Here is a 24,331-nt window from a genome sequence, read left to right on the forward strand (position 1 = left end):
CGCGCGTAGGGTCGCCCGCATGGAGGTCACCAAGCTCGAGCACGCGTGCCAGGTCGTCACGAAGGACGGGGCACGGCTCGTCCTGGACCCCGGCGGGTTCACCCGCCCGGTCGACGTGACCGGGGTCGTGGCCGTCGTCGTGACGCACGAGCACCCGGACCACGGCACCCCCGAGCAGCTGCACGGGATCCTCGAGCGGAACCCGGACGCGGTGGTCCTCGGGCCGTCGGGCGTGGCCGCGGCGCTCGCCGACGCGGGCATCACGGTCGAGGTGGTCGGCGACGGTGACCACCGCGAGGTCGGCCCCTTCACGCTCGACCTGCACGGCGCCCGGCACCAGCGCATCCACTCCTCGGTGCCCCTCGTCGACAACACCGGGGTGCTGGTGGACGGTCGTCTCTTCCACCCCGGGGACGCGTACACGGTGCCCGGCGTCCCCGTCGAGGTCCTCGCTGCTCCGGTCGGCGCACCGTGGCTCAAGGTCGAGGAGATGATGGACTGGATCGCCGCGGTCGGTCCGCGGCGCGCCTACCCGGTGCACGAGGCGACGCTGTCCGAGATCGGCTTCGCCATGCACACCGACCGGCAGCGCGAGGCGCTCGGGGACGGGGAACTCGTCGTGCTCCGGCCCGGCGAGTCGCTCACGATCTGAGACGCTGCGGATCCGCCCGGAGGCGCGGCACACCCGGGCGACACGCCCCGTTTTGGCAGCGTGCGCGCGTTGTGCCATACTTATCGGGTTGTCGGAACGGCCCCATCGTATAGCGGCCTAGTACGTCGCCCTCTCACGGCGGTAACGCGGGTTCGAATCCCGCTGGGGTCACCACAGGTGGCTAGCCTCCGAGTCCGACAACGAGTGTGTCCCGCTCCCGAGCGGGGCGTGCGGCCCCATCGTATAGCGGCCTAGTACGTCGCCCTCTCACGGCGGTAACGCGGGTTCGAATCCCGCTGGGGTCACCACACCCGAGAACCCCTCCGAGCTCCGGCCCGGAGGGGTTCTCGTCGTTCGCGGCGATGCAGTGCTCTCGGGGATGCGGAGCCCGTCGCTCCCGGCGAGGCGCCGCCCGTTCATCAGTGGGCGGTCGCGGTGGTCGAGCCACCGTTCCGACGCGCCGCGAGGCGCGTGTTCGCCGCGGTCGCCGCCGTCGTCATCCGCGCGAGGAACCGCAGTGCGGCCCGGAGCTCGGCGGGGTCGCTCTCGCGCAGGGCGCCGGCGATCTCGCGCCCGGCGAGCGCGAGGAACGCCTCGTTCGCAGCCCGCGCCGCGGCGGTCGCGCGCAGGGTCACCCGCCGGCGGTCCGTGCTCTCGCGGTGGCGGGTCACGTGCCCTGCCGTCTCGAGCCGGTCGACGAGCACCGAGGTCGCACCGGACGTCATGCCGATCTGCCGGGCGAGCTGCGCGGGGGAGAGCGGCTCGCCCGCCTGCTCGGCCCACAGCACCTGACCGAGGGCGTTCGCATCCGTCGTCGACATCCCCATCCACACGCCGAGGTGCCGGTCGAGCTCCTCGAACGCCACGGCCCAGTCCCGGAGGTGGTGCATGACGGCGACCTCGTCGTCCTGCCAGTCCGTCGTGAGCGGGTCGATGTCGGGCATCCAGGTTCCTCCACAGTCAAGTCGCTTCACTGTAAAGCACGAGCGGTCGGTCCCAGCCGACCGCGCAGCACACGAGGAGCAGGACATGTCCGCACCACACGCAGTGATCTCGGGAGCGAGCATCGCAGGTCTGTCCGCCGCCTGGTGGCTCCGGCACACCGGTTGGGACGTCACCGTCGTCGAACGCGCTCCGGCCTTCCGTGACGGCGGGCAGAACGTCGACGTCCGCGGCGTCGCGAAGCAGGTGCTCGAGCGGATGGGGCTGACGGATGCGGTCCGTGCCGCGAACACCACCGAGACCGGGACCGTCCTGGTCGACACCGAGGGACGGGTGACCGCGACCCTGCCCGAGGGGCCGGACGGCGCGACCGCCGAGCTCGAGGTGCTCCGGGGCGACCTGGCCCGCACGGTCCGCGACGCGCTGCCCGACGAGGTGCCCTTCGTCTTCGGTGAGCGGATCACCGACGTCGACGACACCGCGCCCGGACACGTCGCCGTCACGACGACCTCCGGTCGGACGCTCCGGGCGGACCTGCTCGTGGTCGCCGAGGGTGTCCGGTCGACCACCCGGGCGCTGGTGTTCGACCACCCGGGCGACGTCGCCGAGCGGGACCTGGGCGTCACGATGGCGTTCGGGACGATCCCTCGGACGGACTCCGACGATCGACGGTGGCGCTGGTACAACGCCGTCGGTGGACGCCAGGTGCACCTGCGCCCCGACCCGTACGACACGACCCGCGCGATCCTGGCCTGGGCCGGCGACGACGACGGGGTGACCGGCGCCGAGCGCACGGGGGTGCAGGCGGGGCTCGAGGAACGGTTCGCCGACGCCGGGTGGCAGTCGCGCCGTGTGCTCGACGGCTTCGCGACGTCGGACGACGTCTACGTCGACCGGCTCACCCAGGTGCGGATGCCCGTCTGGCGGCGGGGCCGCGTGGCCCTCGTCGGCGACGCAGCGTGGTGCGTCACGCCCATGGGCGGAGGAGGCGCGTCGCTCGCCCTCACCAGCGGGTACGTGCTCGCCGCATCGGTCACGGGTCGCTCCTCGGACCGTGCGGACCTCGACCGTGCGCTCGCGGCGTTCGACGACTGGATGCGACCGCTCGTGGACGACGTGCAGGGCATCCCGCGCGGGATCGTCCGGTTCGCCTACCCCCGGACCCGGCTCGGGCTCGCGCTCCGCCACGTCGCCGACAGGGTGCTGCTCGAGGGGCCGCTGCAGGGCCTCGCGGCGAAGGCCACCCGCGTCGCCGAGACCGACCGCGAGCTCCCACCGGTCCCGGTGGCCTGAGGCTGCTCGGCGGCACCGCTCGGCGAGACGCTGACCGGGTCCGGGGTGCGGCGGTCAGCGCTCGACGTCAGCACTCGGCGGTCGACCGTCCCCGCGGGTGCCCTCGTGGGTGTCGAGCCAGCGGTCCAGGTCGCGGGCGGCGGCCCGGCCCGCGCGGTTCGCCCCGACGGTCGACTGCGACGGGCCGTACCCTACGAGGTGCACGCGCGGCTCGTCGGTCACCTGCGTACCGGCGACCGGGACGCCGCCGAGCGGGCCGCGCAGGTGCATCGGTGCCAGGTGGTCGAGGTCCGCGCGGTACCCGGTCGCCCAGAGCAGGACGTCCACCGAGGTGTCGGTGCCGTCGGCCTCCACGACGCCGTGCGGTCGGACCCGCGTGAACATCGGCCGCCGCTCGAGCACACCGCGCCGAGCGGCGTCACACAGCGCGCCGGTCCAGATCAGTCCGGTGTACGACACGATGCTCGCCGGCGGTCGACCGGCCCGGACGTCGGCGGCCACGCGTCGTTCCACGTCGACGCCGTCGACCTCGTGGACGAAGCCGCCCGGCAGGAACACCGGTTCGCGCCGGGTGTACCAGACGGTCGAGGTGACGAGGCTGATCTCCCCGAGCAGCTGCACCGCGGAGATCCCGCCGCCGACGACGGCCACGCGCCTGCCGCGGAAGTGCTCGGCGTCGACGAAGTCGCGACTGTGCAGCTGCTCGCCGAGGAAGGACGCGGCACCCGGCACGTCCGGGACCACCGGGGTGTCCCACGTGCCGGTGGCGTTCACCACGGCGCGCACCAGCCACGAGCCGTGGTCCGTGTCGAGACGGAGTGCCCCGTCGGGGCGGTCGTCGACCGGGGTCACCGACCGCACGCGGACGGGCCGCAGCACCGGGAGGGCCTCGCGCGCCTCGTGGTCGGCGAAGTAGCGGGGGACCGCGGTGCGGGCCTCCTCCGCAGGGTCGACGGGTGGGAGCGGCGTGCCGGGCAGGTCGTGGATGCCGTTCACCGTGGCCATCCGCAGCGACGCCCACCGGTGCTGCCACGCGCCTCCTGGCCGCTGGTTCGCGTCGAGCACGACGACGGTCCTGCCGGCCGGCCCGCCGCGGTCCCCGGCGCCGGACACGGCGCGGAACCCGCGTCGGCGCAGGTGGTGCGCGACCGACAGCCCGGCCTGCCCCGCGCCGATGACGGCGACGGTCGCGACTGCGTCGACCGTCGCGACTGCGTCGGCGGTCGCGTCCGCGTCGGCGTCGGCGGCGGACGGAGGGCTGGTCACCCGGCGAGCGTACCGGGGCAGGCCGGGGCGGGCCGAGCGCGACAGAACGACCGGTCTTCCCCCGGGTGTGGCTTCCGTTTCGCGGAGGAGTGAGGTTAGCCTTACCTAACGTGAACAGCTCCACGCCATTGCTCGAACTCCTCACGTCCGACCGCTCCGACCGGTACCGCAGGGTCGTCCGGGGCGCGGTCGACCGGACCGCCGACCGACTCGCGGCCGTCACCGCGCCGACCACCGACACGCCCGCCGCCGTCCTCCGACAGCGGATCGCGGCGGTCGACCTCGACCGACCGCTCGGGTCGGCGGAGGCTGCCGTCGCCGAGGTCGACGACCTCTTCACCGCGAAGGCCGTCTGGTTCCACGACCCCGGGTACCTCGCGCACCTCAACTGTCCGGTGGCGGTGCCCGCGGTCGCTGCCGAGGCGGTCCTCGCGGCGGTCAACCCGTCGGTCGACACCTGGGACCAGTCGCGGATCGGCACCGAGATCGAACGTCGGACGGTCCGGTGGGTCACGGACGCGATCGGCTTCCCGACGGGGGACGGGGTCTTCACCTCGGGTGGGACGCAGTCGAACCTGCACGCCCTGCTCCTGGCGCGCCAGGCCGCGACCGCACCGCTCCGCGCGGGAGACCGTGCGCACCGCTCGCCGGCACTCGACGACCTCGTCGTGTTCGCCACCGCGTCGAGCCACTTCAGCGTCCGGAAGTCCGCGATGCTGCTCGGCCTGCCGGAACGTGCCGTGGTCGACGTCACCGTCGACGCAGCGGGCCGGATGCGACCGGACGCCCTCGCCCACGCGATCGCCGACGCCCGGCGCGAGGGCCGGACGCCCGCGGCCGTCGTCGCGACCGCGGGCACGACCGACCGCGGCTGCATCGACCCGCTCGAGGCGATCGCCGACGTCTGCGACCTCGAGGACGTCTGGTTGCACGTCGACGCCGCGTACGGCTGTGGTCTGCTCGTGTCCCCGACCCGCCGACACCTGCTCGCCGGCATCGGACGAGCGCGGAGCGTCACCGCGGACTTCCACAAGTCGTTCTTCCAGCCGGTGTCGTCGAGCGCGCTGCTCGTGCGGGACCCGGAGGACCTCCGCCGGGCCTCGTGGCACGCGGACTACCTCAACCCCGAGGACGCCGACGAGCCGAACCAGGTCGACAAGTCCCTGCAGACCACCCGGCGGTTCGACGCGCTCAAGCTCTGGGCGACCCTCCGGGCGAGCGGCGCCGAGGCGATCGGACGGGCCTTCGACGCGGTGCTCGACGTCACGGAGCGGGTGCACGAGCACGTCGCGGCACACCCGGACCTGGTGCTCGTCGCGCCGACGCAGCTGAGCACGGTGCTCTTCCGCTGGCAGCCGGACGGGGTGTCGGACGCCGAGGCCGACGCACTCGTCGCGCCGCTGCGCGCGGCCCTGCTCGCCGAGGGTCGGGTGCTCGTCGCGAAGACCGTGATCGACGGCCGTCCGTGCAGCAAGCTCACCCTGCTCAACCCCACCACGAGCACGACGCAGGTCGTCGCGGCGCTCGACCACGTGGTCGACACCGCGGCGCGCCTGCACGCCAGCGGCGTCCCCAGCACGGCCGGCACGACGACGGGAGCGACCCGGTGACCACCAGCACCAGCACCACCAGCACCAGCACCACCAGCACCAGCGCCACCAGGACCAGCGACACCGGCGACGGTGCCGGCCGCGTCCTCGACCTGGTCGGGATCGGGATCGGCCCGTTCAACCTCGGGCTCGCCTGCCTGACCGACCCGATCGACGACCTCGACGCCGTGTTCCTCGACCAGGCCGACGGCTTCGCCTGGCACCACGGCATGATGCTCGACGACGCCACCATCCAGGTCCCGTTCCTGGCCGACCTCGTGACCATGGCGGACCCGACGTCGCCGTTCTCGTTCCTCGCCTGGCTCAAGGAGACCGGGCGGCTCTACCCCTTCTTCATCCGCGAGGACTTCCACCCCCTGCGCGTGGAGTACGACGCCTACTGCCGCTGGGCCGCCGAACGGCTCGACACGCTGCGCTGGGGCCGTCGGGTCGTCGCCGTCGAGCACGACGAGGACACCGACCTGTTCACCGTGCACGCCGAGACCCCGAGCGGGCCCGAGCGGTACGTCGCCCGGCACGTCGTGCTCGGCATCGGCACGGAACCCGCGGTGCCCGAGGCGCTCCGCGACCTCGACGGACCGGTCGTGCACTCCGCGGGGTACCTGCCGGCGCGTGACGCGCTCCGGAGCGCCGACTCGATCGCCGTGGTGGGGAGCGGGCAGTCCGCGGCCGAGGTCTACCGCGACCTGCTCGAGGGCATCCGCGACGGCGGCTACCGCCTCGACTGGATCACCCGATCGCCCCGGTTCTTCCCGATGGAGGACACCAAGCTCACGCTCGAGATGACGAGCCCGGAGTACACCGACCACTTCCACGCCCTGCCCGACGAGGTGCGAGACCGGCTCGGTCGCGAGCAGCGGGGGCTGTACAAGGGCATCAGCGCCGACCTGGTGGACGAGGTCTACGACACGCTCTACCGGATCAGCGCCCGCGGGCCGGTCCCGACGACGCTCCGGACCGACACCAGCGTCGTCGCGGCTGCGTGGCTGCCCGAGCGGGACCGCTTCCGACTGACCCTCCGACACGCGCAGCTCGGCACCGAGGCGGTGCACGAGGTAGCCCGGCTCGTCCTCGCGACCGGGTACCGACCGCGGGACCCGGACTTCCTCGCCCCGGTCGAGCACCTCGTCCGCCGTGACGACCGCGGTCGGTTCGCCGTCGCACGCGACCTGCACGTCGACACCCTCGGCGGACGGATCTGGGTGCAGAACGCCGAGGAGCACACGCACGGTCTGACCGCCCCCGACCTCGGGATGGGGGCGTGGCGGAACGCCTCGATCATCCGCTCCGTCACGGGGCGGTCCGTGTACGGCCTGGAGGAGCGGATCGCCTTCCAGGAGTTCGGCCTGCCCGGTGGACGGCCGGTTCCGGACGCTGCTGCCGACACCGGAGCGGCCGCTGCGGCCGGCACCGGGCCGGACGCTGCGGCCGGTCCCGTCGCCGACGCCCCGGCGAGCGCCGCAGCCGCGGCAGCCCGTCGGACCGCGACCGCCGGGGCCGCGTCGTGAGCGCCCTGGCGACCGTCGCCGCACGGGCGGACGCGACCACGGGCCTCCCGTCCGTCCACCCGGTGGTCCCGGACCGCGACGCCGCCGTCGTGCAGGCGTGGCTCGCCGCCCCGGCGTCCTCGTGGTGGGCGATGTCCGACCACGACACCGACGCGGTCCGCACGTACCTCCGTTCGGTGCAGGAGGACCCGGCGCAGGCGGGGTGGGTGCTCCGGTGGGAGGGCGAGCCCGTCGCGTACGCGGAGACCTACGACCCGGCGGCCGTGCTGCTCACCGACGTGTGGGACGCGGAACCGGGCGACGTCGGCATGCACCTGCTCGTCGCTCCGCCGCCCGACGAGGGACGTGTCCACGGGCTGACACGTGCCGTGATGCGAGCGGTGGTCGAGCACTGCCGCGACGCCCTCGGCGCGCAGCGGGTCGTCGTCGAGCCGGACGTGCGCAACACGGCGGTGCAGCGGAAGAACGCCGAGGTCGGGTTCCGTGTCCTGCGCGAGGTCGACGTCGACGGCAAGCGCGCGCTGCTGTCGGTCCTGGACACCGGCCGGATCGGCACGCCCGACGACGACGGACCCGCCGCGCACCTGCGGCCGGAGCACCTCGAGCCGGCCGAGCGGCACCTCGTCGCCAAGGCGATCGCGGAGTTCACGCACGAACGGTTGGTCGCCCCACGGCCCGACGGTGCGGGCTGGGTGCTCGACGCCGGGGACTCGACCTACCGCTTCCGCGCGCGGGTGCACACGCTCGAGCACTGGGTCGTCGACGAGGCCTCGCTCACCCGCAGCCGCGCGGGCGTCCCGGCGCCGCTCGATGCACAGGACCTCGTGCTCGCGCTGCACGAGCAGCTCGGGATCCCCGACGCCCTCCTCGGGACGTACCTGGAGGAGATCGCCTCGACGCTCGCCAGCGCCGCGGCGAAGCACCGGCGCGGCGGCCCCTCCGCCGCGCAGCTCGCCCGCGGCCGGTCGGACGGCGACGTGGTCGCGGGGTTCCAGGACGCCGAGGCCGCGATGACCGAGGGGCACCCGGCGTTCGTCGCCGCGAACGGGCGGATCGGGTTCGGGCTCGACGAGTACCGCGCGTTCGCCCCCGAGTCCGGCGGGCGCTTCCGGTACCGGTGGCTCGCAGCCCGTCGTGAGCACACGCACCTGGCGCTCGCCGCGGACCGGTCCGAGCACCATCACTGGGACGCCGAGCTCGACGCGTCGACGGTCGCGCGCTTCCACGAGGTGCTCGACCGACGCGGGCTCGACCCCGCGGAGTACACGTGGTTCCCGGTGCACCCCTGGCAGTGGCAGCACCGGATCGCGGTGACGTTCGCCCCGGACCTCGGGCGGCAGGACCTCGTCGACCTCGGCGAGGGGCCGGACGACCACCAGCCGCAGCAGTCGATCCGCACCGCGTTCAACCGTTCCCGGCCGGAGCGGTCGTACGTGAAGACGGCGCTCGCCGTGCAGAACATGGGCTTCCTGCGGGGAATGTCACCGGCGTACATGCGGACCGCGCCCGCGGTGAACGACTGGGTGGCCGACCTCGTGGGGTCCGATCCGGTCCTGGCCGACGCCGGCTTCGGGGTGCTCCGCGAGCACGCGGCGATCGGGTACACGGGGGACGTCTGGCACCGGATCGGGGCCGTGTCCGCGCAGCAGGGTGCACCGCAGCGGAAGATGCTCGCGGCGCTCTGGCGGGAGAGCCCGGTGCCGCGCCTGCTGCCGGGGGAGCGGCCGATCACCATGGCGGCGCTGCTCCACCGGGACGCGAGGGGGCGGTCGGTGGCTGCTGCGCTCGTCGCGGAGTCGGGGCTCGACGCCGCGTCGTGGGTCGAGCGGTACCTTCACGCGTACCTCCGCCCCGTCGTGCACTGCCTCACCGAGCACCAGCTGCTGTTCATGCCGCACGGCGAGAACCTCGTGCTCGTGCTGCGCGACGGTGCGGTGTCCCGCGTGTTCATGAAGGACATCGGGGAGGAGGTCGTGGTCGTCGGGGACGTCCCGGTGCCCGCCGGGATCGAGCGGATCGTGCACCCCGTGGACGACGACGAGGCGGCGCTCGGCGTCTTCACCGACGTGTTCGACGGGGTGCTCCGGTACCTCGCGGCGATCCTCGACGACGACGGAGTCCTGCCGAGCAGGGTCTTCTGGCGGCTCGTCGGCTCCTGCGTGGACGACACCGCGGCGGGACGGGCGCGGCCGATCGACCTCCGCGTGCCGGACTTCGAGCACTCGTGCCTCAACCGGCTGCAGCTGCGGAACACCCTGCAGATGGTCGACCTGTCGGCGCAGACCGACTCGCTCATCCGCGCCGGCCGCACGGCGAACCCCGTCGCACGCTGAGGATCCGCTCACACGGGCGGCTCCGGGCCGGTCCCGCGGGCGGCGGGCACGCTCCCGCGGGTCCGGTCGTGGCAGGCTGGCAGGGTGACCAGCGCCGTGCAGCTCATCCGCTCCGACCGACTCAGCTCCGTGGCGGAGTACGCGTACGCCGCCACCGCGCCTGCCGGTGCCCGACTGGTGTTCCTCGCCGGGGCCTGCCCGCTCGACGAGCAGGGTCGCACCGTCGCCGTGGGGGACCACCGTGCCCAGGCCGCTCGGTGCATGGCCAACCTCGAGACGGCGCTCGCCGCGGCCGGCGCCGGACTCGGTGACCTCCTGCACACCCGCGTGCTCGTGGCATCGTCCGACCAGGCCGACCTCGTCGCCGCGTGGGAGGTCGTCCGGGCCGCGATGGGGGACCACGACGTGCCCAGCACGCTGACGGGCGTGACCGTCCTCGGCTACGACGACCAGCTCGTCGAGGTCGAGGGCGTGGCCGCCCTGGTGGACTGACGTCCGTGGACACCCGCACGACCGACCGGCCCCCGCACCTGCGCTGGCGGTACCTCGGACTCGTCGCGCTCGGCGGTGCGATCGGCACCGGGGTGCGGGCTGCGCTCGCCGCAGCGTTCCCCGCGGTGGACGGCATCAGCTGGACGATCCTCGGCATCAACGTCGTCGGAGCGTTCTGCCTCGGGGTGCTCCTGGAGGCACTCGCGCACGCGGGTCCGGACCTCGGCCGACGTCGGGCGCTCCGGCTGTTCGTCGGCACGGGCGTCCTCGGTGGTTTCACGACCTACTCGACCCTCGCCGACGACACCGCCCGGCTGCTCGACGTCGGGCGGTGGGGCGCCGGCACCGGGTACGCGCTGCTGTCGGTGGTGCTCGGGCTGGCCGCCGCGGCAGCGGGAGCGTGGGTCGCCGGCGCTCGGCGCTCCCGGGGCGCTCGGAGCGGGGGTGCCCGGTGACCCTGCTCGGACTCCTGCTGGTCTCCCTCGGCGGCGGGGTCGGCGCTGCGCTGCGCTGCTGGCTCGACGGCACCGTCAAGGCCCGGGTGGACGGCACCGCGCTCGGATGCTTCCCGCTCGGCACGCTCGTCATCAACGTCACGGGATCGCTCGTGCTCGGGCTCGTCACCGGGCTCGGGGAGACCGGCGCCCTCGGCCCCTCGGTGGTCGCCGTGCTCGGGACGGGCATGATGGGCGGGTACACGACGTTCTCGACGGCGAGCGTCGAGACCGTGCAGCTCCTCCGATCCGGCAAGACCCGGACCGCCGTCCTGAACGGCCTCGGGATGCTCGTCGTCTCGGTCGGCGCAGCCGCGCTCGGCCTGCTCATCGGAAGGAACACATGACCTCGGAACGCCCCGGCGAACTCGTCCTCGTCCGCCACGGAGAGACGGAGTGGTCGAAGAGCGGTCAGCACACCGGCCGCACCGACATCCCGCTCACCGACGAGGGCATCGAGCAGGCGAAGCGCGCCGGCCGGTACCTCGCCGACCGCACCTTCGCGCTCGCGCTCTCGAGCCCGCTGCAGCGCGCGCGGGACACCGCTGCGCTCGTCGGCGTCGACCCCGAGCTCGACGAGGACCTGTACGAGTGGGACTACGGCGCGTACGAGGGCCTGACCACCCCGCAGATCAAGGTCAAGCGGCACGGCCCGTGGGACCTCTGGACCGACGGGGTCCCTGCCGGCGACACCCCGGGTGAGAACGCCGCCGAGGTCCGGGTCCGCGTCGAGCGGGTCCTGAACCGCGTCCGTCCGGTCCTCGCCGAGGGCGACGACGCGATCGTGGTCGCGCACGGACACGTGCTCCGCGCGCTCGGTGCCGCCTGGATCCGCCTCGCGCCGCAGGACGGAGCCGTGCTCAAGCTCGGCACCGCCACCGTGAGCTCGCTCGGCTACGAGCACGGCCGCCCCGTCATCGACTCCTGGAACGTCGCCCCGCGCGACTGACGCGCGCTCGCTGGTGCGTCCTGCTCCCGCACGACCCTGGGCACGTCGCGCCCCGTGTTCCCGCGGCGCGACGTGCTGGCGGCTGTGCGCGTGACAGGCGACCCGGTTGCGGTCGGGAGGCGCGGTGCGGGCTGACCACGCGCCTCCCGTCCGGCGCGGGCTCGCTGGTGCGTCCTGCTCCCGCACGACCCGGAGCACGTCGCGCCACGTGTTCCCGCGGCGCGACGTGCTCGCGGTCGTGCGCGCGACAGGCGACCCGGTTGCGGTCGGGAGGCGCGGTGCGGGCTGCCCACGCGCCTCCCGTCCGGCGCGGGCTCGCTGGTGCGTCCTGCTCCCGCACGACCCGGGGCACGTCGCGCCACGTGTTCCCGCGGCGCGACGTGCTCGCGGCTGTGCGCGCGACAGGGCGCGCGGCAGCGGCGCCGGCACCGGCGCGCCGCGTCGGCGCCGCGCCGCGTCGGCGCCGCGCCGACGCCGCGTCAGACGGTGCGGATCGCGCTCGTCGCGCCGAGCGGCCGGCCTCGTCGACGCTCGACGAACCGCCCGACCACCAGGAGCGCGACGCTCACGAGCGCACCGAGCAGCGTCTGCGCGATGCGGTCGAGCGCGAGGAGCTCCGGCGCCTCGGGCAGGCTCAGCCACGACACGGCGAGCGCGAGCGGCGTGAGGAACAGCAGGGTCACGGCGTAGTGCCGCGCGACGAAGATCTCCGCGAAGAACTGCCCGACGACGGCGATCACGACGATCCACCAGACGCTCGGCTCGAGCAGCAGGATCCCCACGGCCACGACCGTGCCCCCGACGGTGCCGACCACCCGCTGCCAGGCGCGACGCAGCGTGTGCCGCTGCCGGAGCGCGGGCAGCGTCGACACCACCGCGATCACCGCCCAGTACGGGTGTCCGAGCCCGGGGATCGTGACGGCGACCGCTCCGGCCACGACGGAGCCGACGACGTTGAGGGCGACGGTCTCCCGCAGCGCCGGCGTGCGCAGGACGTCGAGCGTGCGGTGCTTGCGTGCCGCCAGCGGCCGGAAGCGGTGCGGTGCCCGCGGGTGCAGGAGTCGACGGAGCACCGCGCCCGACATCGCCACGAGCCACGCCCACGCGACCGAGCCGACGATGATCAGCAGGACCGTCGGCAGGTCGGCGGGCCGCAGCGGGACGAGCGAGGAGACGACGAACGCGAAGACCGGGAAGATCGGCTGCGCGGGGATCGTCTGCAGCGCCGTGAGCGTGCACACGGCGAGGACGAGCACCACCACGAGCCCGACCGCCTGCAGCCACAGCGGGTGCCCGAGCAACGCGACGCCGATGCCCGCGAGCATGCACGCCGCCTGGAGCGCACCGGCGACGCCGGTCGTGACGGCACGCTGGCGGTACGGCTCGGTCGCGCCGAAGATCGCCGTGAACCCGGCGAACATCGCGAACGCTGCGTAGCCCGGCATCCCCAGGGCGATCAGCAGCGCGAGCGGTGCGCCGCCGGCGATCGCGGCGCGGGCTGCGCCCTCGAGGTTGGTGGTCCGGGTCGAGTGCGCAGGCGTCGTCATGTCGTCACCATCTTCCCACCGCGACGGGTGTCGCCGACGCGGGTCGCCTCGTCCGGACCGCACCACGGCCGGACGGGAGGCGCGTGGCGGCGCCGCACCGCGCCTCCCGTCCGTCCCGGCCCGCGTTGGTATACCAACCTGCTAGACTCGCCGGACCGAGCCGCGAGAGCGGTACCGCAACGTCGATGAGGAAGGGCCGGGCCGATGGGAAAGACGCTCGCCGAGAAGGTGTGGGACGACCACGTCGTGGTCAAGGGCGAGGACGGGAGCCCGGACCTCCTCTACATCGACCTCCACCTCGTGCACGAGGTCACGAGCCCGCAGGCCTTCGACGGCCTCCGCCAGGCCGGCCGCCCGGTGCGTCGCCTCGACCTGACCATCGCGACCGAGGACCACAACACCCCGACCCTCGCGATCGACCGGCCCATCGCCGACCCGACGAGCCGCACGCAGATCGAGACCCTACGTCGCAACTGCGAGGAGTTCGGCGTCCGTCTGCACTCGCTCGGCGACAAGGAACAGGGCATCGTCCACGTGGTCGGCCCGCAGCTCGGCCTGACGATGCCCGGCATCACCGTCGTGTGCGGCGACTCGCACACGTCGACCCACGGTGCGTTCGGTGCGATGGCGTTCGGCATCGGCACGAGCGAGGTCGAGCACGTCCTCGCCACCCAGACCCTGCCGCTGAAGCCGTTCAGGACGATGGCGATCACGGTCGAGGGCACGCTGCGCCCGGGCGTCACCGCGAAGGACATCATCCTCGCCGTGATCGCGAAGATCGGGACCGGCGGCGGGCAGGGCTACGTGCTGGAGTACCGCGGGTCGGCGATCCGTTCCCTCTCGATGGAGGGGCGCATGACGATCTGCAACATGTCGATCGAGGCCGGTGCCCGCGCCGGCATGGTCGCCCCCGACCAGACCACCTACGACTACGTGCAGGGCCGCGACCACGCGCCGACCGGTCAGGACTGGGACGACGCCGTCGCGTACTGGGACACGCTGGCGACCGACGACGACGCCGTCTTCGACGCCGAGGTCTTCATCGACGCGGACGAGCTCGAGCCCTTCGTCACGTGGGGCACGAACCCCGGCCAGGGCGTGTCGCTGTCCGAGACGGTCCCGGACCCCGCGGGCTACAGCGACCCGAACGACCAGGCCGCCGCGCAGCGTGCCCTCGAGTACATGGACCTCGAGGCCGGCACACCGATGAAGGACATCGCGGTCGACGCGGTCTTCATGGGGTCCTGCACGAACTCGCGCATCGAGGACCTCCGGGCCTTCGCGTCGGTCATCCGGGGACGGAAGAAGGCGGACGGCGTGCGGGTCATGGTCGTGCCGGGGTCCGCCCGGGTCCGGCTCGAGGCCGAGGCCGAGGGGCTGGACAGGGTCTTCACCGACTTCGGCGCGGAGTGGCGGTTCGCCGGCTGCTCGATGTGCCTCGGCATGAACCCCGACCAGCTCGCACCGGGGGAGCGGTGCGCGAGCACCTCGAACCGCAACTTCGAGGGGCGGCAGGGCAAGGGCGGCCGCACGCACCTGGTGTCGCCGCTCGTCGCCGCCGCCACCGCGGTCCGGGGCACGCTGTCGAGCCCGTGGGACCTGGAGACCGACGACGCGATCGCGACGGTCACCGACGACACCGCCGCGACGGCAGCGACCGCTGAAGGAGCCAACTGATGGACAAGATCACCACCGTCACCGGGATCGCCGCGCCGCTGCAGCGCTCGAACGTCGACACCGACCAGATCATCCCCGCGGTCTACCTCAAGCGCGTCACGAAGACCGGCTTCGAGGACGCCCTGTTCGCCGGGTGGCGCCAGGACCCCGACTTCGTGCTCAACCAGCCCGTCTACCAGGGGGCGCAGGTGCTGGTCGCCGGCCCGGACTTCGGGACCGGGTCGAGCCGCGAGCACGCGGTCTGGGCGCTCCGCGACTTCGGCTTCCGCGTGGTGGTGTCGAGTCGTTTCGCGGACATCTTCAAGGGCAACGCGGGCAAGCAGGGCCTGGTCACCGCGATCGTGACCGAACCGGAAGTCGAGGCACTCTGGGCCGAGATCGCGGCGAACCCGGGCATCGAGGCGACCGTCGACCTGGTCGCGCAGCGCGTGTCGCTCGGCGCGGTGGACGTGCCCTTCGAGATCGACGCCTACACTCGTTGGCGGTTGATGGAAGGGCTCGATGACATCGGGCTCACCCTCCGTGACGAGTCCTCGATCACGGAGTTCGAATCCCGCCGCTCCCGATGGCGGCCGAAGACATTGCCGGTGAAGTAGTGAACTCCCTCGTACAGGACGCAGCAGCAGCAGGGGCCCGCGTCGGCCTCAAGTCGGACGAGATCGTCATCCGGGGCGGCAAGCCGCTCGTGGGGCGCATCGAGGTCCGCGGCGCGAAGAACCTCGCGACCAAGGCGATGGTCGCCTCGCTGCTCGGCGACACCCCGTCGATCCTCAAGGACGTGCCGGACATCTCCGACGTGAAGGTCGTCCGCGGCCTGCTCGAGGTGCACGGTGTGCGGATCACGGACCCTGCACGAGGCGAGCTCATCCTCGACCCGGCGAACGTCGAGTCGGCGCACTTCGCCGAGATCGACGCCCACGCCGGCTCGAGCCGCATCCCGATCCTGTTCTGCGGTCCGCTGCTGCACAAGCTCGGCGAGGCCTTCATCCCCGACCTCGGCGGCTGCCGCATCGGCGACCGTCCGATCGACTTCCACCTCGACGCCCTGCGCGCGATGGGTGCCGTGGTCGACAAGCAGCTCAACGGCATCCACCTCACCGCCCCGGACGGTCTCAAGGGTGCGAAGATCGAACTGCCGTACCCGAGCGTCGGGGCGACCGAGCAGGTCCTGCTCTCGTCGGTCCTGGCCGAGGGCGTCACCGAGCTCCGCAACGCGGCGATCGAGCCCGAGATCATGGACCTCATCGCGATCCTGCAGAAGATGGGCGCGATCGTCACGGTCGAGCCGAGCCGCACGATCTTCATCGAGGGCGTCGAGTCGCTGCGCGGGTACACGCACCGCGCGATCAACGACCGCAACGAGGCCGCGAGCTGGGCCTCCGCCGCGCTCGCCACCAACGGCGACATCTTCGTCGAGGGTGCCGACCAGCAGGACCTCATGACGTTCCTCAACGTCTTCCGCAAGGTGGGTGGCGGGTTCGACATCCAGGAGGACGGCATCCGCTTCTACCGCGAGCGCGAGACCCTGCGCCCGGTCGTCGTCGAGACCGACGTCCACCCCGGCTTCATGACGGACTGGCAGCAGCCGCTCGTCGTCGCGCTGACCCAGGCCGAGGGCACGAGCATCGTGCACGAGACCGTGTACGAGAACCGCTTCGGCTTCACCGACGCCCTGAACGAGATGGGTGCCGACATCGTCGTGCACAAGGAGGGGCTGCCCGGGCACGACCGCCGTGTCGCCCGCCGCCCGTTCGAGCAGGCCGCGGTCATCACCGGCCCGACGACGCTGCACGCCGCGAACGTCCGCGTCCCCGACCTGCGCGGCGGCTTCAGCCACCTCATCGCCGCCCTGACGGCCGAGGGCGAGTCGCACATCACGAACGTCGGCATCATCAGCCGCGGGTACGAGCACTTCATCCCGAAGCTGCGCAAGCTCGGCGCCGACTTCGACTTCGCGGGCTAGGCGCGTGGACGGCACGACGGGCGGCGACGGCACGGCGAGCGGCGCGGGTGACGGCCTGGAGGCACGGCGTGCGTCCGCCTCCGACGTCACCACGGGCCTCCCGAACCCGGGGCGCCGGTGGCGGCGCGGCGAGCTGAACACCGCCTTCCGCATCACGGCGTCCGTGGTGATCCCGGTCTTCCGGTTCACCGCCCGCTACCACTGGCACGGACCGAAGCGCCTGCCGGAGGGCGGCGCCTTCGTGCTGGCCCCGAACCACTTCACGAACATCGACCCGCTCGTGGTCGGCACCGCCGTCTGGCTGTCCCGCCGTGCGCCGCGGTTCCTCGCGAAGGCGTCGATCTTCCGGGTGCCGGTCGTCGGCAAGCTCATGGCCGGCATGGGGCAGATCCCGGTCGAGCGTTCCGGCCGCACGCGCCTGAACGACCCGCTCGGCGGCGGCAGGTCCGTCATCGAGCAGGGTGGAGCGATCATCGTCTACCCCGAGGGCACGCTCACCCGTGACCCCGACCTGTGGCCCATGCGCGGCAAGACCGGCGCGGTGCGGATCGCGCTCGAGAACGACGTCCCGCTCATCCCGATGGCCCACTGGGGCACGCAGCGGATCATGGGCCGGTACGCGAAGAAGCTCCGGCTGTTCCCGCCGTCGCGCGTCGACGTGATCGTCGGCGACCCGGTCGACCTGTCGGCGTACCGCGGGAAGCCGCTCGACCAGAAGACCCTGCTGGCGGCGACCGACCTGCTCATGCGCCGGATCACCGAGCTGCTCGAGGAGCTCCGTGGCGAGCAGGCACCGGCGACCCGGTGGGACCCGGCCGCCAACGACCAGAAGGAGACCGGGAAGTTTGACTGACGACCGCTCGGGCCTGCGCCCGCACGACGACCACCCGGACCCCGCCGTGGCAGCCCCAGGCGCCGTCGACACCGCAGCCATCCGCGTGGTCATGCAGTCCACCGACAAGCCGCGCGTCGCCGTCATCGGTGCGGGCAGCTGGGGGACCACCTTCGCGAAGGTGCTGGCCGAGGGCGGTGCCGACACCGTCGTCTGGGCACGTCGGCCCGAGGTCGCACGGGAGATCACCGAGACGAAGCGGAACTCCGACTACCTGCCGGGCATCAACCTGCCGCGCACGCTGACCGCGTCGACGTCGCTGTCCGCGGTGCTCGACGGCGCCGAGCAGGTGTACGTGTCGGTGCCGTCGCAGACGCTCCGGTCGAACCTGTCCGCGATCGCGCCGCTGCTGCCCGAGGGCGTCCCCGTCGTGAGCCTGATGAAGGGCGTCGAGAAGGCCACGGGCCTGCGGATGAGCGAGGTCCTGCACGAGGGTCTCGGCATCGATCGCGACCGGATCGCGGTCGCGAGCGGACCGAACCTGGCGCTCGAGATCGCCCGTCGGCAGCCGACCGCCGCGGTCGTGTCGTCGACGTCGCTCGAGACGGCGACCGCGGTGGCCGCGGTCGCCACGAACCCGTACTTCCGCTCGTTCACGAACACCGACGTCATCGGCACGGAGTTCGGCGGCGTGCTGAAGAACCTCATCGCGGTCGCGATCGGCATCGTCGACGGCGTCGGCTACGGCGAGAACACCAAGGCGTCGATCATCACCCGCGGGCTCGCCGAGATGACCGACTTCGCGGTGTCGCTCGGTGCGCAGCCGTCGACGCTGTCCGGGCTCGCCGGCCTCGGCGACCTGATCGCGACCTGCCAGTCCCCGCTGTCGCGGAACAACACGGCCGGCCGCCTGCTCGGTCAGGGGTACCGCTTCGACGAGGTCGTGCGCCAGATGAACCAGACCGCGGAGGGCCTGGCATCGGTCGCCCCGATCCTCGAACTGGCGGCGGCGAACGGCGTCGACATGCCCATCGTCGGGCAGGTGGCCGAGGTCCTCGCCGGTAGGCTCGACCCGCGCAACATCGCGCCGCACCTCACCGAGACCGACGAGCCGCAGGGCGAGTGACCGGTCCGGTCCCGACCACCAAGGGGACTGCCATGCCCACGATCGCTCCCGCTCCCACGACCGTCGCCGTGCTGTTCGGCGGCCGGTCCAGCGAGCACGAGATCAGCTGCGTGACCGCCGGCGGGATCATGGACGTCGTCGATCGCTCGGTCTACGCGGTCGTGCCGATCGGCATCACGAAGGAGGGCGCCTTCACCCTGCAGTCCGACGACCCGGCGCAGTGGGCGCTCCGGGACGGCGCGCTCCCCGTCGTGCCGGACAACGGCACCCGTGTGGCGTTCCCCACGTCGCCGGCCACGAACGAGCTGGTCGTGTCGCACCCGGACGGCTCGGTCACGACGATCGCGGTCGACGTGGCGTTCCCGATCCTGCACGGTCCGTTCGGTGAGGACGGCACGGTCCAGGGGCTCCTCGAGGTCGCCGGGCTGCCGTACGTCGGCGACGGCGTCCTCGCGAGCGCCCTGGCGATGGACAAGCACACCGCGAAGGCCGTGCTCGAGCACGCCGGGCTGCGGGTCGCGCCCTGGACGACCGTGCTCCGCCGGCAGTGGTCGGCCGACCCCGACGGCGTCGCCGAGGCCGTCGCGGTGCACGGGTGGCCGCTCTTCGTGAAGCCCGCCCGCGCCGGGTCGAGCATGGGCGTGTCCCGGGTCGACGAGCCGTCGCAGCTCGCGGCCGCGATGGACCTGGCGTTCGAACACGACGCGAAGGTGATCGTCGAACCGCGCGTCGTCGGGCGCGAGGTCGAGGTCGCGGTGCTCGAGGGCCGCGACGGTGTCCCGCGCACGAGCCTGCCGGGCGAGATCGTCGTGGCGGAGGACGGTTTCTACGACTTCGCGTCGAAGTACCTGGGCGGCGACGAGGCGCTCCTCTGCCCCGCGCCCCTGACCGCCGACGAGACCGACGCGATCCGGTCGATCGGTGCACGGGCGTTCGAGGCGATCGGCGGTGCGGGTCTCGCGCGCGTGGACTGCTTCCTGACCGACGACGGCTTCGTCGTGAACGAGGTCAACACCATGCCGGGGTTCACGCCGCTGTCGATGTACCCGCGCTGCTGGGCGGCGTCCGGGATGTCCTACGGCGAACTCGTCGCCGAACTCATCGAGCTGGGACGGGTCGCCGTCCGCTGACGTCCGGCGTCGCGTGCGGCAGGCCGTGCGCGCCGCACGCGTCGTCAGCCCTGCACGTCCGAGGGGTCGAGGCAGCGGTGTCCGTCCTCCGGCAGCGTCGACACGACGTCCGACAGGTCCTGCACCACCTGGTTCGTGGTCTTCGTCGAGTCGATGACGACCTGCACCGCGGGGGAGCGACCGAACGTCGTGTAGACGACCTGCTCGCCGCGGTCGTCGCGGATCCAGTCGACGCCGCCCTGGCTGAAGCACGGCAGGTCGGAGACCGTCGGCACCGCGACGCCGCAGTGGTAGAGCGCTGCGGCCGGGTCGCCCCACGCGGCGGTCGACTGCGCGTTCGTGTTCCGCAACGGCAGGTCGTTCCCGACGGTCGTGGGGAGGCGGACCTGCACGGCTGCGCACGCGGCGGTGTCGGCGGACGGAGCGGGTGCCATCGACACGGCGTTCGTGCACCCGGTCAGCCCGGCGGCGAGTGCCACGGCGACGCCCGCGATCGCGGTCCAGCGGAGGGGTCGGCGCACGGTGTCCATCGACGTCCAGGCTACCGTTGCGGACGTGGACGAGATGGACGACGCCTGGACCGGACCGACCGTGGGACAGCTGGGGGAGCTCGCCGTGCTGGACCGGATCGTCCGTCGACTGCCGGCGGGTGCACCGGACGTCGGTCCCGGTGACGACTGCGCCGTCGTCGCGGCCCCGGACGGCCGGTTCGTCGTCACGACGGACATGATGGTGCACGGGCCCGACTTCCGGTGGGCGTGGTCGTCGCCGGCGGACGTCGGGTGGAAGGCGGCAGCGACGAACCTGTCCGACGTCGCAGCGATGGGCGCGACGCCGAGCGGACTCGTGATCGCCCTGGCCGCGCCGCAGGAGACCCCCGTCGCGGTGCTCGAGTCCTTCGCGGACGGGGTGCGGGCTGCCGTGGACGCGCTCTCCCCGGGCTGCGGCGTGGTCGGCGGGGACCTGTCGACCTCGGCCGTGTTCACGGTCTCGGTGACGGCGTTCGGCGACCTCGGTGGGCGAGCGCCGGTGCTCCGCTCGAGTGCTCGTCCCGGCGACGTCCTCGCGGTCTCGGGGGAGCTCGGCCGCGCCGCTCGTGGCCTCGCACGGCTGTTCCGCGACGGCGTCGACGCGCACGGAGAGCCCTCGCGGTCGGTGACCGTCGCGAGCGGCGCGGACACCGACCCCGACGTGGACCGGCAGCGACGCCCGGTCCCGCCGATCGCCGACGGTCCGCTCGCGGCCACGGCCGGGGCGACCGCGATGCTCGACCTGTCCGACGGGCTGGCGATCGACGCCGGGCGGCTCGCCCGGGCCAGCCGGGTGACGCTCGACCTCGATGCCGACGGTGTCGCGGGCGCCGACGACCTCGCACTGCACGGCGGCGAGGACCACGGGCTGCTCGCGACCTTCCCGCCCGGCGTGGCGCTGCCCGGCGGCTTCCGGCGCATCGGCGCGGTCGTCGCCCGCGGCGACGCGGACCTGGTGCGCGGAGGCGAGCCGGTCCCGACGACCGGGTGGGACCCGTACGCCGACTGGGACGGCGCCGCGGGCTGACCGTCGGGGCCGCGCCGGGCCTCCCGGCCGCCCGATCGCGCGACCGCGCGCGTCCGACCGCCTGCGTCAGGCCGGGGTGACGGCCTCCCACGCCACGGTCTCGCCGTAGCTGCGCTTGCTGAAGGGCTCCAACCCGGCCGGCCACGTCGGCTCCGGCGACCGCTTGCTCCGCTCGACGACGACCACCGCGCCCGCCGTCAGGCGCGGCACGAGTGCTTCGAGCACGTCCGCGATCTCCTGCTCGGCGACCTCGTACGGCGGGTCGACGAAGACGAGGTCGAAGGTCCGCACCGTGCTCCGCAGGTAGCCGAGCGCCGGCTGCGGCTGCACGTCGATCCGCACCCCCGGCACCCGCTGCTGCACGGCCTTCGCGTTCGCCCGGCACGCCTGCGCGGCAGCGGACGCGCGGTCGACGAGCACGACCTCCGCCGCCCCGCGGGACGCCGCCTCGAGCCCGAGCGCGCCCGTCCCGGCGTAGAGGTCCGCGACCGAGGTGCCCTCCACGAGCCCGCGCGCGCCGAGCGACGAGAACAGGGCCTCGCGCACGCGGTCGCTCGTCGGCCGGGTGCCGGACTTCGGCACCCGGAGCGTCGTGGAACCGGCGGCGCCGGCGATGATGCGGGTCATGCAGCCACCGTAGCGGCGTGCACGGCTTCCACAGGCCGGACGGGAGGCGCGCGGTGCGTCGGACCGGCCCGGTACCGTGGTCGCGTGGTCACCTCCGACACCCCCGACACCGAGGCGCCGCCGGTGCGGCCCGACCTCGGCCCCGCGCCCCTCGACGCCCGGCTGGGCGGGGTCCTCGGCGGACGGACGGCGAAGGCGATCGAGAAGGCCTTCGGGTACCGCACCGTCGGTGAGTTCCTCGAGCACGCACCCCGGCGGTACGCGGAGCGCGGCGCCCTGACCGCGCTCGACTCGCTCGCGATCGGCGAGTCGGTCACGATCGTGGCCGAGGTCATCGACGTGCGCGAACGGACCATGCGCGCTCGACGCGGCTCGATCCTCGAGGCGAAGATCGGTGACGGCAAGGGCCTGCTCACGCTCACCTTCTTCAACCAGGGGTGGCGCACGAAGGACCTCGTGCCCGGTGCCCGTGGGATCTTCGCCGGCAAGGTCGGCGACTACCGGGGTGCGCGGCAGCTCGCCCACCCGGACTACGAGCTGTTCGACCGCGACGACCCCCGCGCGACGGCGGACCCCGAGGACGAAGAGGCGATCCGCTGGTCACGGCAGCCCATCCCGATCTACCCGGCGACGGCGTCGCTGACCTCGTGGCAGATCGCGAAGGCGATCGCCGTCGTCCTCGACACCCTGCCCGACGTGCCCGACCCGATCCCGGCACCCGCGCGAACGCGACTCGGCCTGGTGCCGTTCCGCCGAGCACTCGAGCTCCTGCACCGTCCGGAGAAGGTCGCCGACTTCAAGCGCGCGCAGGACGCGCTGCGCTACCGCGAGGCGTTCGTGCTGCAGACCGCCCTCGTGCAGCGGCGCATCGCTGCCCGGGCGACCGCTGCCACCCCGCGTCGGGCGGCGCCCGGCGGGACCCTCGAGCGTTTCGACGCCTCGCTGCCGTTCACCCTGACCGACGACCAGCAGGCGGTGGGGGCCGAGATCGCGCACGACCTGGCGGGGGACTGGCCGATGCACCGGCTGGTGCAGGGCGAGGTGGGCTCCGGCAAGACCCTGGTCGCGATCCGGGCGATGCTGACGGTCGCCGAGTCCGGTGGGCAGTCGGCCCTCATCGCCCCGACCGAGGTGCTCGCGGCGCAGCACCTCCGGTCGATCGTCAAGTTCCTCGGCCCCGACCTGGCGGCCGAGCTCCGGCCGGTCATCCTGACGGGCTCGCAGTCGACCGACGAACGGCGCCGGGCACTGCTCGCGGCGGCATCCGGCAGCTCACGGCTCGTCGTCGGCACGCACGCGCTGCTGGGCGACCGGGTCGACTTCGCGGAGCTCGGTCTGGTCGTGGTCGACGAGCAGCACCGGTTCGGCGTCGAGCAGCGAGAGGCCCTGCGGACGAAGGGCGCGACCCCACCCCACGTGCTCGTCCTCACCGCGACGCCGATCCCGCGCACCGTCGCGATGACGGTGTTCGGCGACCTCGACGTGTCCACCATCACCGGGCTGCCGTCGGGCCGTGCCGGGGTCGAGACCTTCGCCGTCGGGCTGGCCGAGCACCCCGGGTGGGAAGGGCGCATCTGGACCCGGATGGCCGAGGAGCTCGCCGACGGGCGGCAGGCCTTCGTGGTCTGCCCGGCGATCGACGACGCCCACGCCGAGGACGACGGCGGCCCCGAGCCCGCAGAGGACGACGCGCCGAAGCGCGCGCCGGCGACGGTGCTCGCGACGGCCGAGCGGATGCGGGCCATGCCGGTCCTGCAGGACCGACGGATCGAGGTCCTGCACGGGCGGATGACCGCGGACGAGAAGGACCGCGTCATGACGTCCTTCGCGGCCGGCGACGTCGACGTGCTCGTCGCGACGACCGTGATCGAGGTCGGCGTGGACGTGCCGAACGCGTCGATGATGGCGGTGCTCGACGCCGACCGCTTCGGGGTCTCCCAGCTCCACCAGCTGCGCGGTCGCATCGGTCGTGGGCAGTACGCCGGGGTGTGCCTGCTCGTGACGACGGCCGAGGCCGAGACGACCGCACGCGAGCGCGTCGACGCGGTGGCGGCGTCCGACGACGGCTTCGAGCTCGCCCGCGTCGACCTGGAGCTCCGGCGCGAGGGCGACGTGCTCGGCGAGCGGCAGTCCGGCGGCCGGTCGTCGCTGAACCTGCTCCGCGTCGTCGAGCACGCCGACCTCATCGTCGACGCCCGGGGAGAGGCGGAGCGCGTGCTCGAGCCCGACCCCGAGCTGCGGGACCACCCCGCCCTGCGCGAAGCCCTGGCACGGCGGCTCGACGAGTCCGACGCCGCGTTCCTCGGGAAGAACTGACGCCGGCGGCCGGTAGC

The 24,331-nt window shown here is 73.4% G+C and carries 22 protein-coding genes and 2 tRNA genes; 19 read left to right on the top strand and 5 right to left on the bottom strand.

What is annotated here, in order from left to right; all coding sequences use genetic code 11:
- Positions 1-19 precede the first annotated feature (19 nt).
- The 3 genes from ACIP6W_RS07425 (at position 20) to ACIP6W_RS07435 (ending at position 960) form a co-directional block, all read left to right on the top strand.
- Complete coding sequence (locus ACIP6W_RS07425) at positions 20-652, top strand: MBL fold metallo-hydrolase (RefSeq protein ID WP_251155132.1); 633 nt, start codon at positions 20-22, stop codon at positions 650-652.
- A 98-nt stretch (positions 653-750) separates the two neighbouring features.
- Positions 751-826: transfer RNA gene (locus ACIP6W_RS07430), tRNA-Glu, on the top strand.
- 58 nt (positions 827-884) lie between these two features.
- Positions 885-960 (top strand) — tRNA-Glu (locus tag ACIP6W_RS07435).
- A gap of 111 nt (positions 961-1,071) precedes the next feature.
- On the opposite strand, the gene ACIP6W_RS07440 is transcribed toward ACIP6W_RS07435, so the two are convergent.
- Complete coding sequence (locus tag ACIP6W_RS07440; RefSeq protein ID WP_251155131.1) at positions 1,072-1,596, bottom strand: MarR family winged helix-turn-helix transcriptional regulator; 525 nt, start codon at positions 1,594-1,596, stop codon at positions 1,072-1,074.
- An 85-nt stretch (positions 1,597-1,681) separates the two neighbouring features.
- Between ACIP6W_RS07440 and ACIP6W_RS07445 the strand changes: the two genes are divergently transcribed.
- Positions 1,682-2,887 (top strand): FAD-dependent monooxygenase, encoded by a 1,206-nt coding sequence (locus ACIP6W_RS07445; protein WP_209682177.1) that lies wholly within the window; start codon positions 1,682-1,684, stop codon positions 2,885-2,887.
- A 54-nt stretch (positions 2,888-2,941) separates the two neighbouring features.
- On the opposite strand, the gene ACIP6W_RS07450 is transcribed toward ACIP6W_RS07445, so the two are convergent.
- Positions 2,942-4,063, bottom strand: coding sequence for an NAD(P)-binding domain-containing protein (locus ACIP6W_RS07450; RefSeq protein ID WP_400429641.1), 1,122 nt, complete (start codon positions 4,061-4,063; stop codon positions 2,942-2,944).
- A 200-nt stretch (positions 4,064-4,263) separates the two neighbouring features.
- Between ACIP6W_RS07450 and ACIP6W_RS07455 the strand changes: the two genes are divergently transcribed.
- The 7 genes from ACIP6W_RS07455 to ACIP6W_RS07485 all read left to right on the top strand — a co-directional run bounded on the left by ACIP6W_RS07455 (position 4,264) and on the right by ACIP6W_RS07485 (position 11,539).
- Positions 4,264-5,763, top strand: coding sequence for a pyridoxal phosphate-dependent decarboxylase family protein (locus tag ACIP6W_RS07455; protein WP_400428901.1), 1,500 nt, complete (start codon positions 4,264-4,266; stop codon positions 5,761-5,763).
- A complete protein-coding gene (locus tag ACIP6W_RS07460; RefSeq protein WP_400428903.1) occupies positions 5,760-7,271 on the top strand; it encodes a lysine N(6)-hydroxylase/L-ornithine N(5)-oxygenase family protein in 1,512 nt (503 codons plus the stop codon). Before ACIP6W_RS07455 ends, ACIP6W_RS07460 begins: the two co-directional genes overlap by 4 nt.
- Positions 7,268-9,604 carry a GNAT family N-acetyltransferase gene (locus ACIP6W_RS07465; protein WP_307810334.1) on the top strand — a complete coding sequence of 779 codons (2,337 nt, stop codon included), beginning with the start codon at positions 7,268-7,270 and terminating at the stop codon, positions 9,602-9,604. Before ACIP6W_RS07460 ends, ACIP6W_RS07465 begins: the two co-directional genes overlap by 4 nt.
- 84 nt (positions 9,605-9,688) lie before the next feature.
- Complete coding sequence (locus ACIP6W_RS07470; RefSeq protein WP_251155126.1) at positions 9,689-10,096, top strand: RidA family protein; 408 nt, start codon at positions 9,689-9,691, stop codon at positions 10,094-10,096.
- Positions 10,097-10,101: 5 nt separating this feature from the next.
- The gene (locus tag ACIP6W_RS07475) at positions 10,102-10,551 is read left to right on the top strand and encodes a CrcB family protein (RefSeq protein ID WP_251155125.1); all 450 of its coding nucleotides are present in this window, start codon (positions 10,102-10,104) and stop codon (positions 10,549-10,551) included.
- Positions 10,548-10,937 (top strand): fluoride efflux transporter CrcB, encoded by a 390-nt coding sequence (gene crcB, locus ACIP6W_RS07480; protein WP_400428906.1) that lies wholly within the window; start codon positions 10,548-10,550, stop codon positions 10,935-10,937. Before ACIP6W_RS07475 ends, crcB begins: the two co-directional genes overlap by 4 nt.
- The gene (locus ACIP6W_RS07485; RefSeq protein ID WP_066654871.1) at positions 10,934-11,539 is read left to right on the top strand and encodes a histidine phosphatase family protein; all 606 of its coding nucleotides are present in this window, start codon (positions 10,934-10,936) and stop codon (positions 11,537-11,539) included. The genes crcB and ACIP6W_RS07485 overlap by 4 nt, the downstream gene beginning before the upstream one ends.
- 479 nt (positions 11,540-12,018) lie before the next feature.
- On the opposite strand, the gene ACIP6W_RS07490 is transcribed toward ACIP6W_RS07485, so the two are convergent.
- The gene (locus ACIP6W_RS07490) at positions 12,019-13,086 is read right to left on the bottom strand and encodes an FUSC family protein (RefSeq protein ID WP_271826064.1); all 1,068 of its coding nucleotides are present in this window, start codon (positions 13,084-13,086) and stop codon (positions 12,019-12,021) included.
- Between the two features lie 204 nt (positions 13,087-13,290).
- On the opposite strand from ACIP6W_RS07490, the gene leuC reads away from it, so the two are divergent.
- The 6 genes from leuC to ACIP6W_RS07520 all read left to right on the top strand — a co-directional run bounded on the left by leuC (position 13,291) and on the right by ACIP6W_RS07520 (position 19,814).
- Positions 13,291-14,763, top strand: coding sequence for a 3-isopropylmalate dehydratase large subunit (gene leuC, locus ACIP6W_RS07495; RefSeq protein WP_251159671.1), 1,473 nt, complete (start codon positions 13,291-13,293; stop codon positions 14,761-14,763).
- Positions 14,763-15,359: a 3-isopropylmalate dehydratase small subunit gene (gene leuD, locus ACIP6W_RS07500; protein WP_066654867.1), complete on the top strand. Its 597-nt coding sequence runs from the start codon at positions 14,763-14,765 to the stop codon at positions 15,357-15,359. Before leuC ends, leuD begins: the two co-directional genes overlap by 1 nt.
- Positions 15,359-16,726 carry a UDP-N-acetylglucosamine 1-carboxyvinyltransferase gene (gene murA / locus ACIP6W_RS07505; RefSeq protein ID WP_066654865.1) on the top strand — a complete coding sequence of 456 codons (1,368 nt, stop codon included), beginning with the start codon at positions 15,359-15,361 and terminating at the stop codon, positions 16,724-16,726. Before leuD ends, murA begins: the two co-directional genes overlap by 1 nt.
- 4 nt (positions 16,727-16,730) lie before the next feature.
- The gene (locus ACIP6W_RS07510; RefSeq protein ID WP_251159672.1) at positions 16,731-17,579 is read left to right on the top strand and encodes a lysophospholipid acyltransferase family protein; all 849 of its coding nucleotides are present in this window, start codon (positions 16,731-16,733) and stop codon (positions 17,577-17,579) included.
- A 91-nt stretch (positions 17,580-17,670) separates the two neighbouring features.
- The gene (locus ACIP6W_RS07515) at positions 17,671-18,684 is read left to right on the top strand and encodes an NAD(P)H-dependent glycerol-3-phosphate dehydrogenase (protein WP_066658371.1); all 1,014 of its coding nucleotides are present in this window, start codon (positions 17,671-17,673) and stop codon (positions 18,682-18,684) included.
- Positions 18,685-18,716: 32 nt separating this feature from the next.
- Positions 18,717-19,814, top strand: a complete 1,098-nt coding sequence (locus ACIP6W_RS07520; protein ID WP_066658373.1) for a D-alanine--D-alanine ligase family protein — start codon at positions 18,717-18,719, stop codon at positions 19,812-19,814.
- Between the two features lie 44 nt (positions 19,815-19,858).
- On the opposite strand, the gene ACIP6W_RS07525 is transcribed toward ACIP6W_RS07520, so the two are convergent.
- Positions 19,859-20,344: a DUF3515 family protein gene (locus ACIP6W_RS07525; protein ID WP_400428909.1), complete on the bottom strand. Its 486-nt coding sequence runs from the start codon at positions 20,342-20,344 to the stop codon at positions 19,859-19,861.
- 34 nt (positions 20,345-20,378) lie between these two features.
- On the opposite strand from ACIP6W_RS07525, the gene thiL reads away from it, so the two are divergent.
- Positions 20,379-21,371, top strand: a complete 993-nt coding sequence (gene thiL, locus ACIP6W_RS07530; protein ID WP_400429644.1) for a thiamine-phosphate kinase — start codon at positions 20,379-20,381, stop codon at positions 21,369-21,371.
- A gap of 66 nt (positions 21,372-21,437) precedes the next feature.
- Here the strand turns inward: thiL and ACIP6W_RS07535 are convergent, their stop codons facing one another.
- Positions 21,438-21,998 (bottom strand): RsmD family RNA methyltransferase, encoded by a 561-nt coding sequence (locus ACIP6W_RS07535; protein WP_066654862.1) that lies wholly within the window; start codon positions 21,996-21,998, stop codon positions 21,438-21,440.
- 123 nt (positions 21,999-22,121) lie between these two features.
- Here ACIP6W_RS07535 and ACIP6W_RS07540 point away from each other — a divergent pair, with 123 nt between their 5' ends.
- Positions 22,122-24,314: an ATP-dependent DNA helicase RecG gene (locus tag ACIP6W_RS07540; protein WP_400429646.1), complete on the top strand. Its 2,193-nt coding sequence runs from the start codon at positions 22,122-22,124 to the stop codon at positions 24,312-24,314.
- The last annotated feature ends 17 nt before the right edge of the window (positions 24,315-24,331 follow it).

The organism is Curtobacterium sp. NPDC088465, assembly GCF_044753165.1.
GTDB lineage: Bacteria > Actinomycetota > Actinomycetes > Actinomycetales > Microbacteriaceae > Curtobacterium.

Excerpts from the sequence above, each read along its gene's own strand:
- ACIP6W_RS07425 (WP_251155132.1), top strand. The coding sequence starts at position 20 with ATGGAGGTCACCAAGCTCGAGCACGCGTGCCAGGTCGTCACGAAGGAC.
- ACIP6W_RS07440 (WP_251155131.1), bottom strand. The coding sequence starts at position 1,596 with ATGCCCGACATCGACCCGCTCACGACGGACTGGCAGGACGACGAGGTC.
- ACIP6W_RS07445 (WP_209682177.1), top strand. The coding sequence starts at position 1,682 with ATGTCCGCACCACACGCAGTGATCTCGGGAGCGAGCATCGCAGGTCTG.
- ACIP6W_RS07485 (WP_066654871.1), top strand. The coding sequence starts at position 10,934 with ATGACCTCGGAACGCCCCGGCGAACTCGTCCTCGTCCGCCACGGAGAG.
- ACIP6W_RS07490 (WP_271826064.1), bottom strand. The coding sequence starts at position 13,086 with ATGACGACGCCTGCGCACTCGACCCGGACCACCAACCTCGAGGGCGCA.
- leuC (WP_251159671.1), top strand. The coding sequence starts at position 13,291 with ATGGGAAAGACGCTCGCCGAGAAGGTGTGGGACGACCACGTCGTGGTC.
- leuD (WP_066654867.1), top strand. The coding sequence starts at position 14,763 with ATGGACAAGATCACCACCGTCACCGGGATCGCCGCGCCGCTGCAGCGC.
- ACIP6W_RS07515 (WP_066658371.1), top strand. The coding sequence starts at position 17,671 with ATGCAGTCCACCGACAAGCCGCGCGTCGCCGTCATCGGTGCGGGCAGC.
- ACIP6W_RS07520 (WP_066658373.1), top strand. The coding sequence starts at position 18,717 with ATGCCCACGATCGCTCCCGCTCCCACGACCGTCGCCGTGCTGTTCGGC.
- ACIP6W_RS07525 (WP_400428909.1), bottom strand. The coding sequence starts at position 20,344 with ATGGACACCGTGCGCCGACCCCTCCGCTGGACCGCGATCGCGGGCGTC.
- thiL (WP_400429644.1), top strand. The coding sequence starts at position 20,379 with ATGGACGACGCCTGGACCGGACCGACCGTGGGACAGCTGGGGGAGCTC.
- ACIP6W_RS07535 (WP_066654862.1), bottom strand. The coding sequence starts at position 21,998 with ATGACCCGCATCATCGCCGGCGCCGCCGGTTCCACGACGCTCCGGGTG.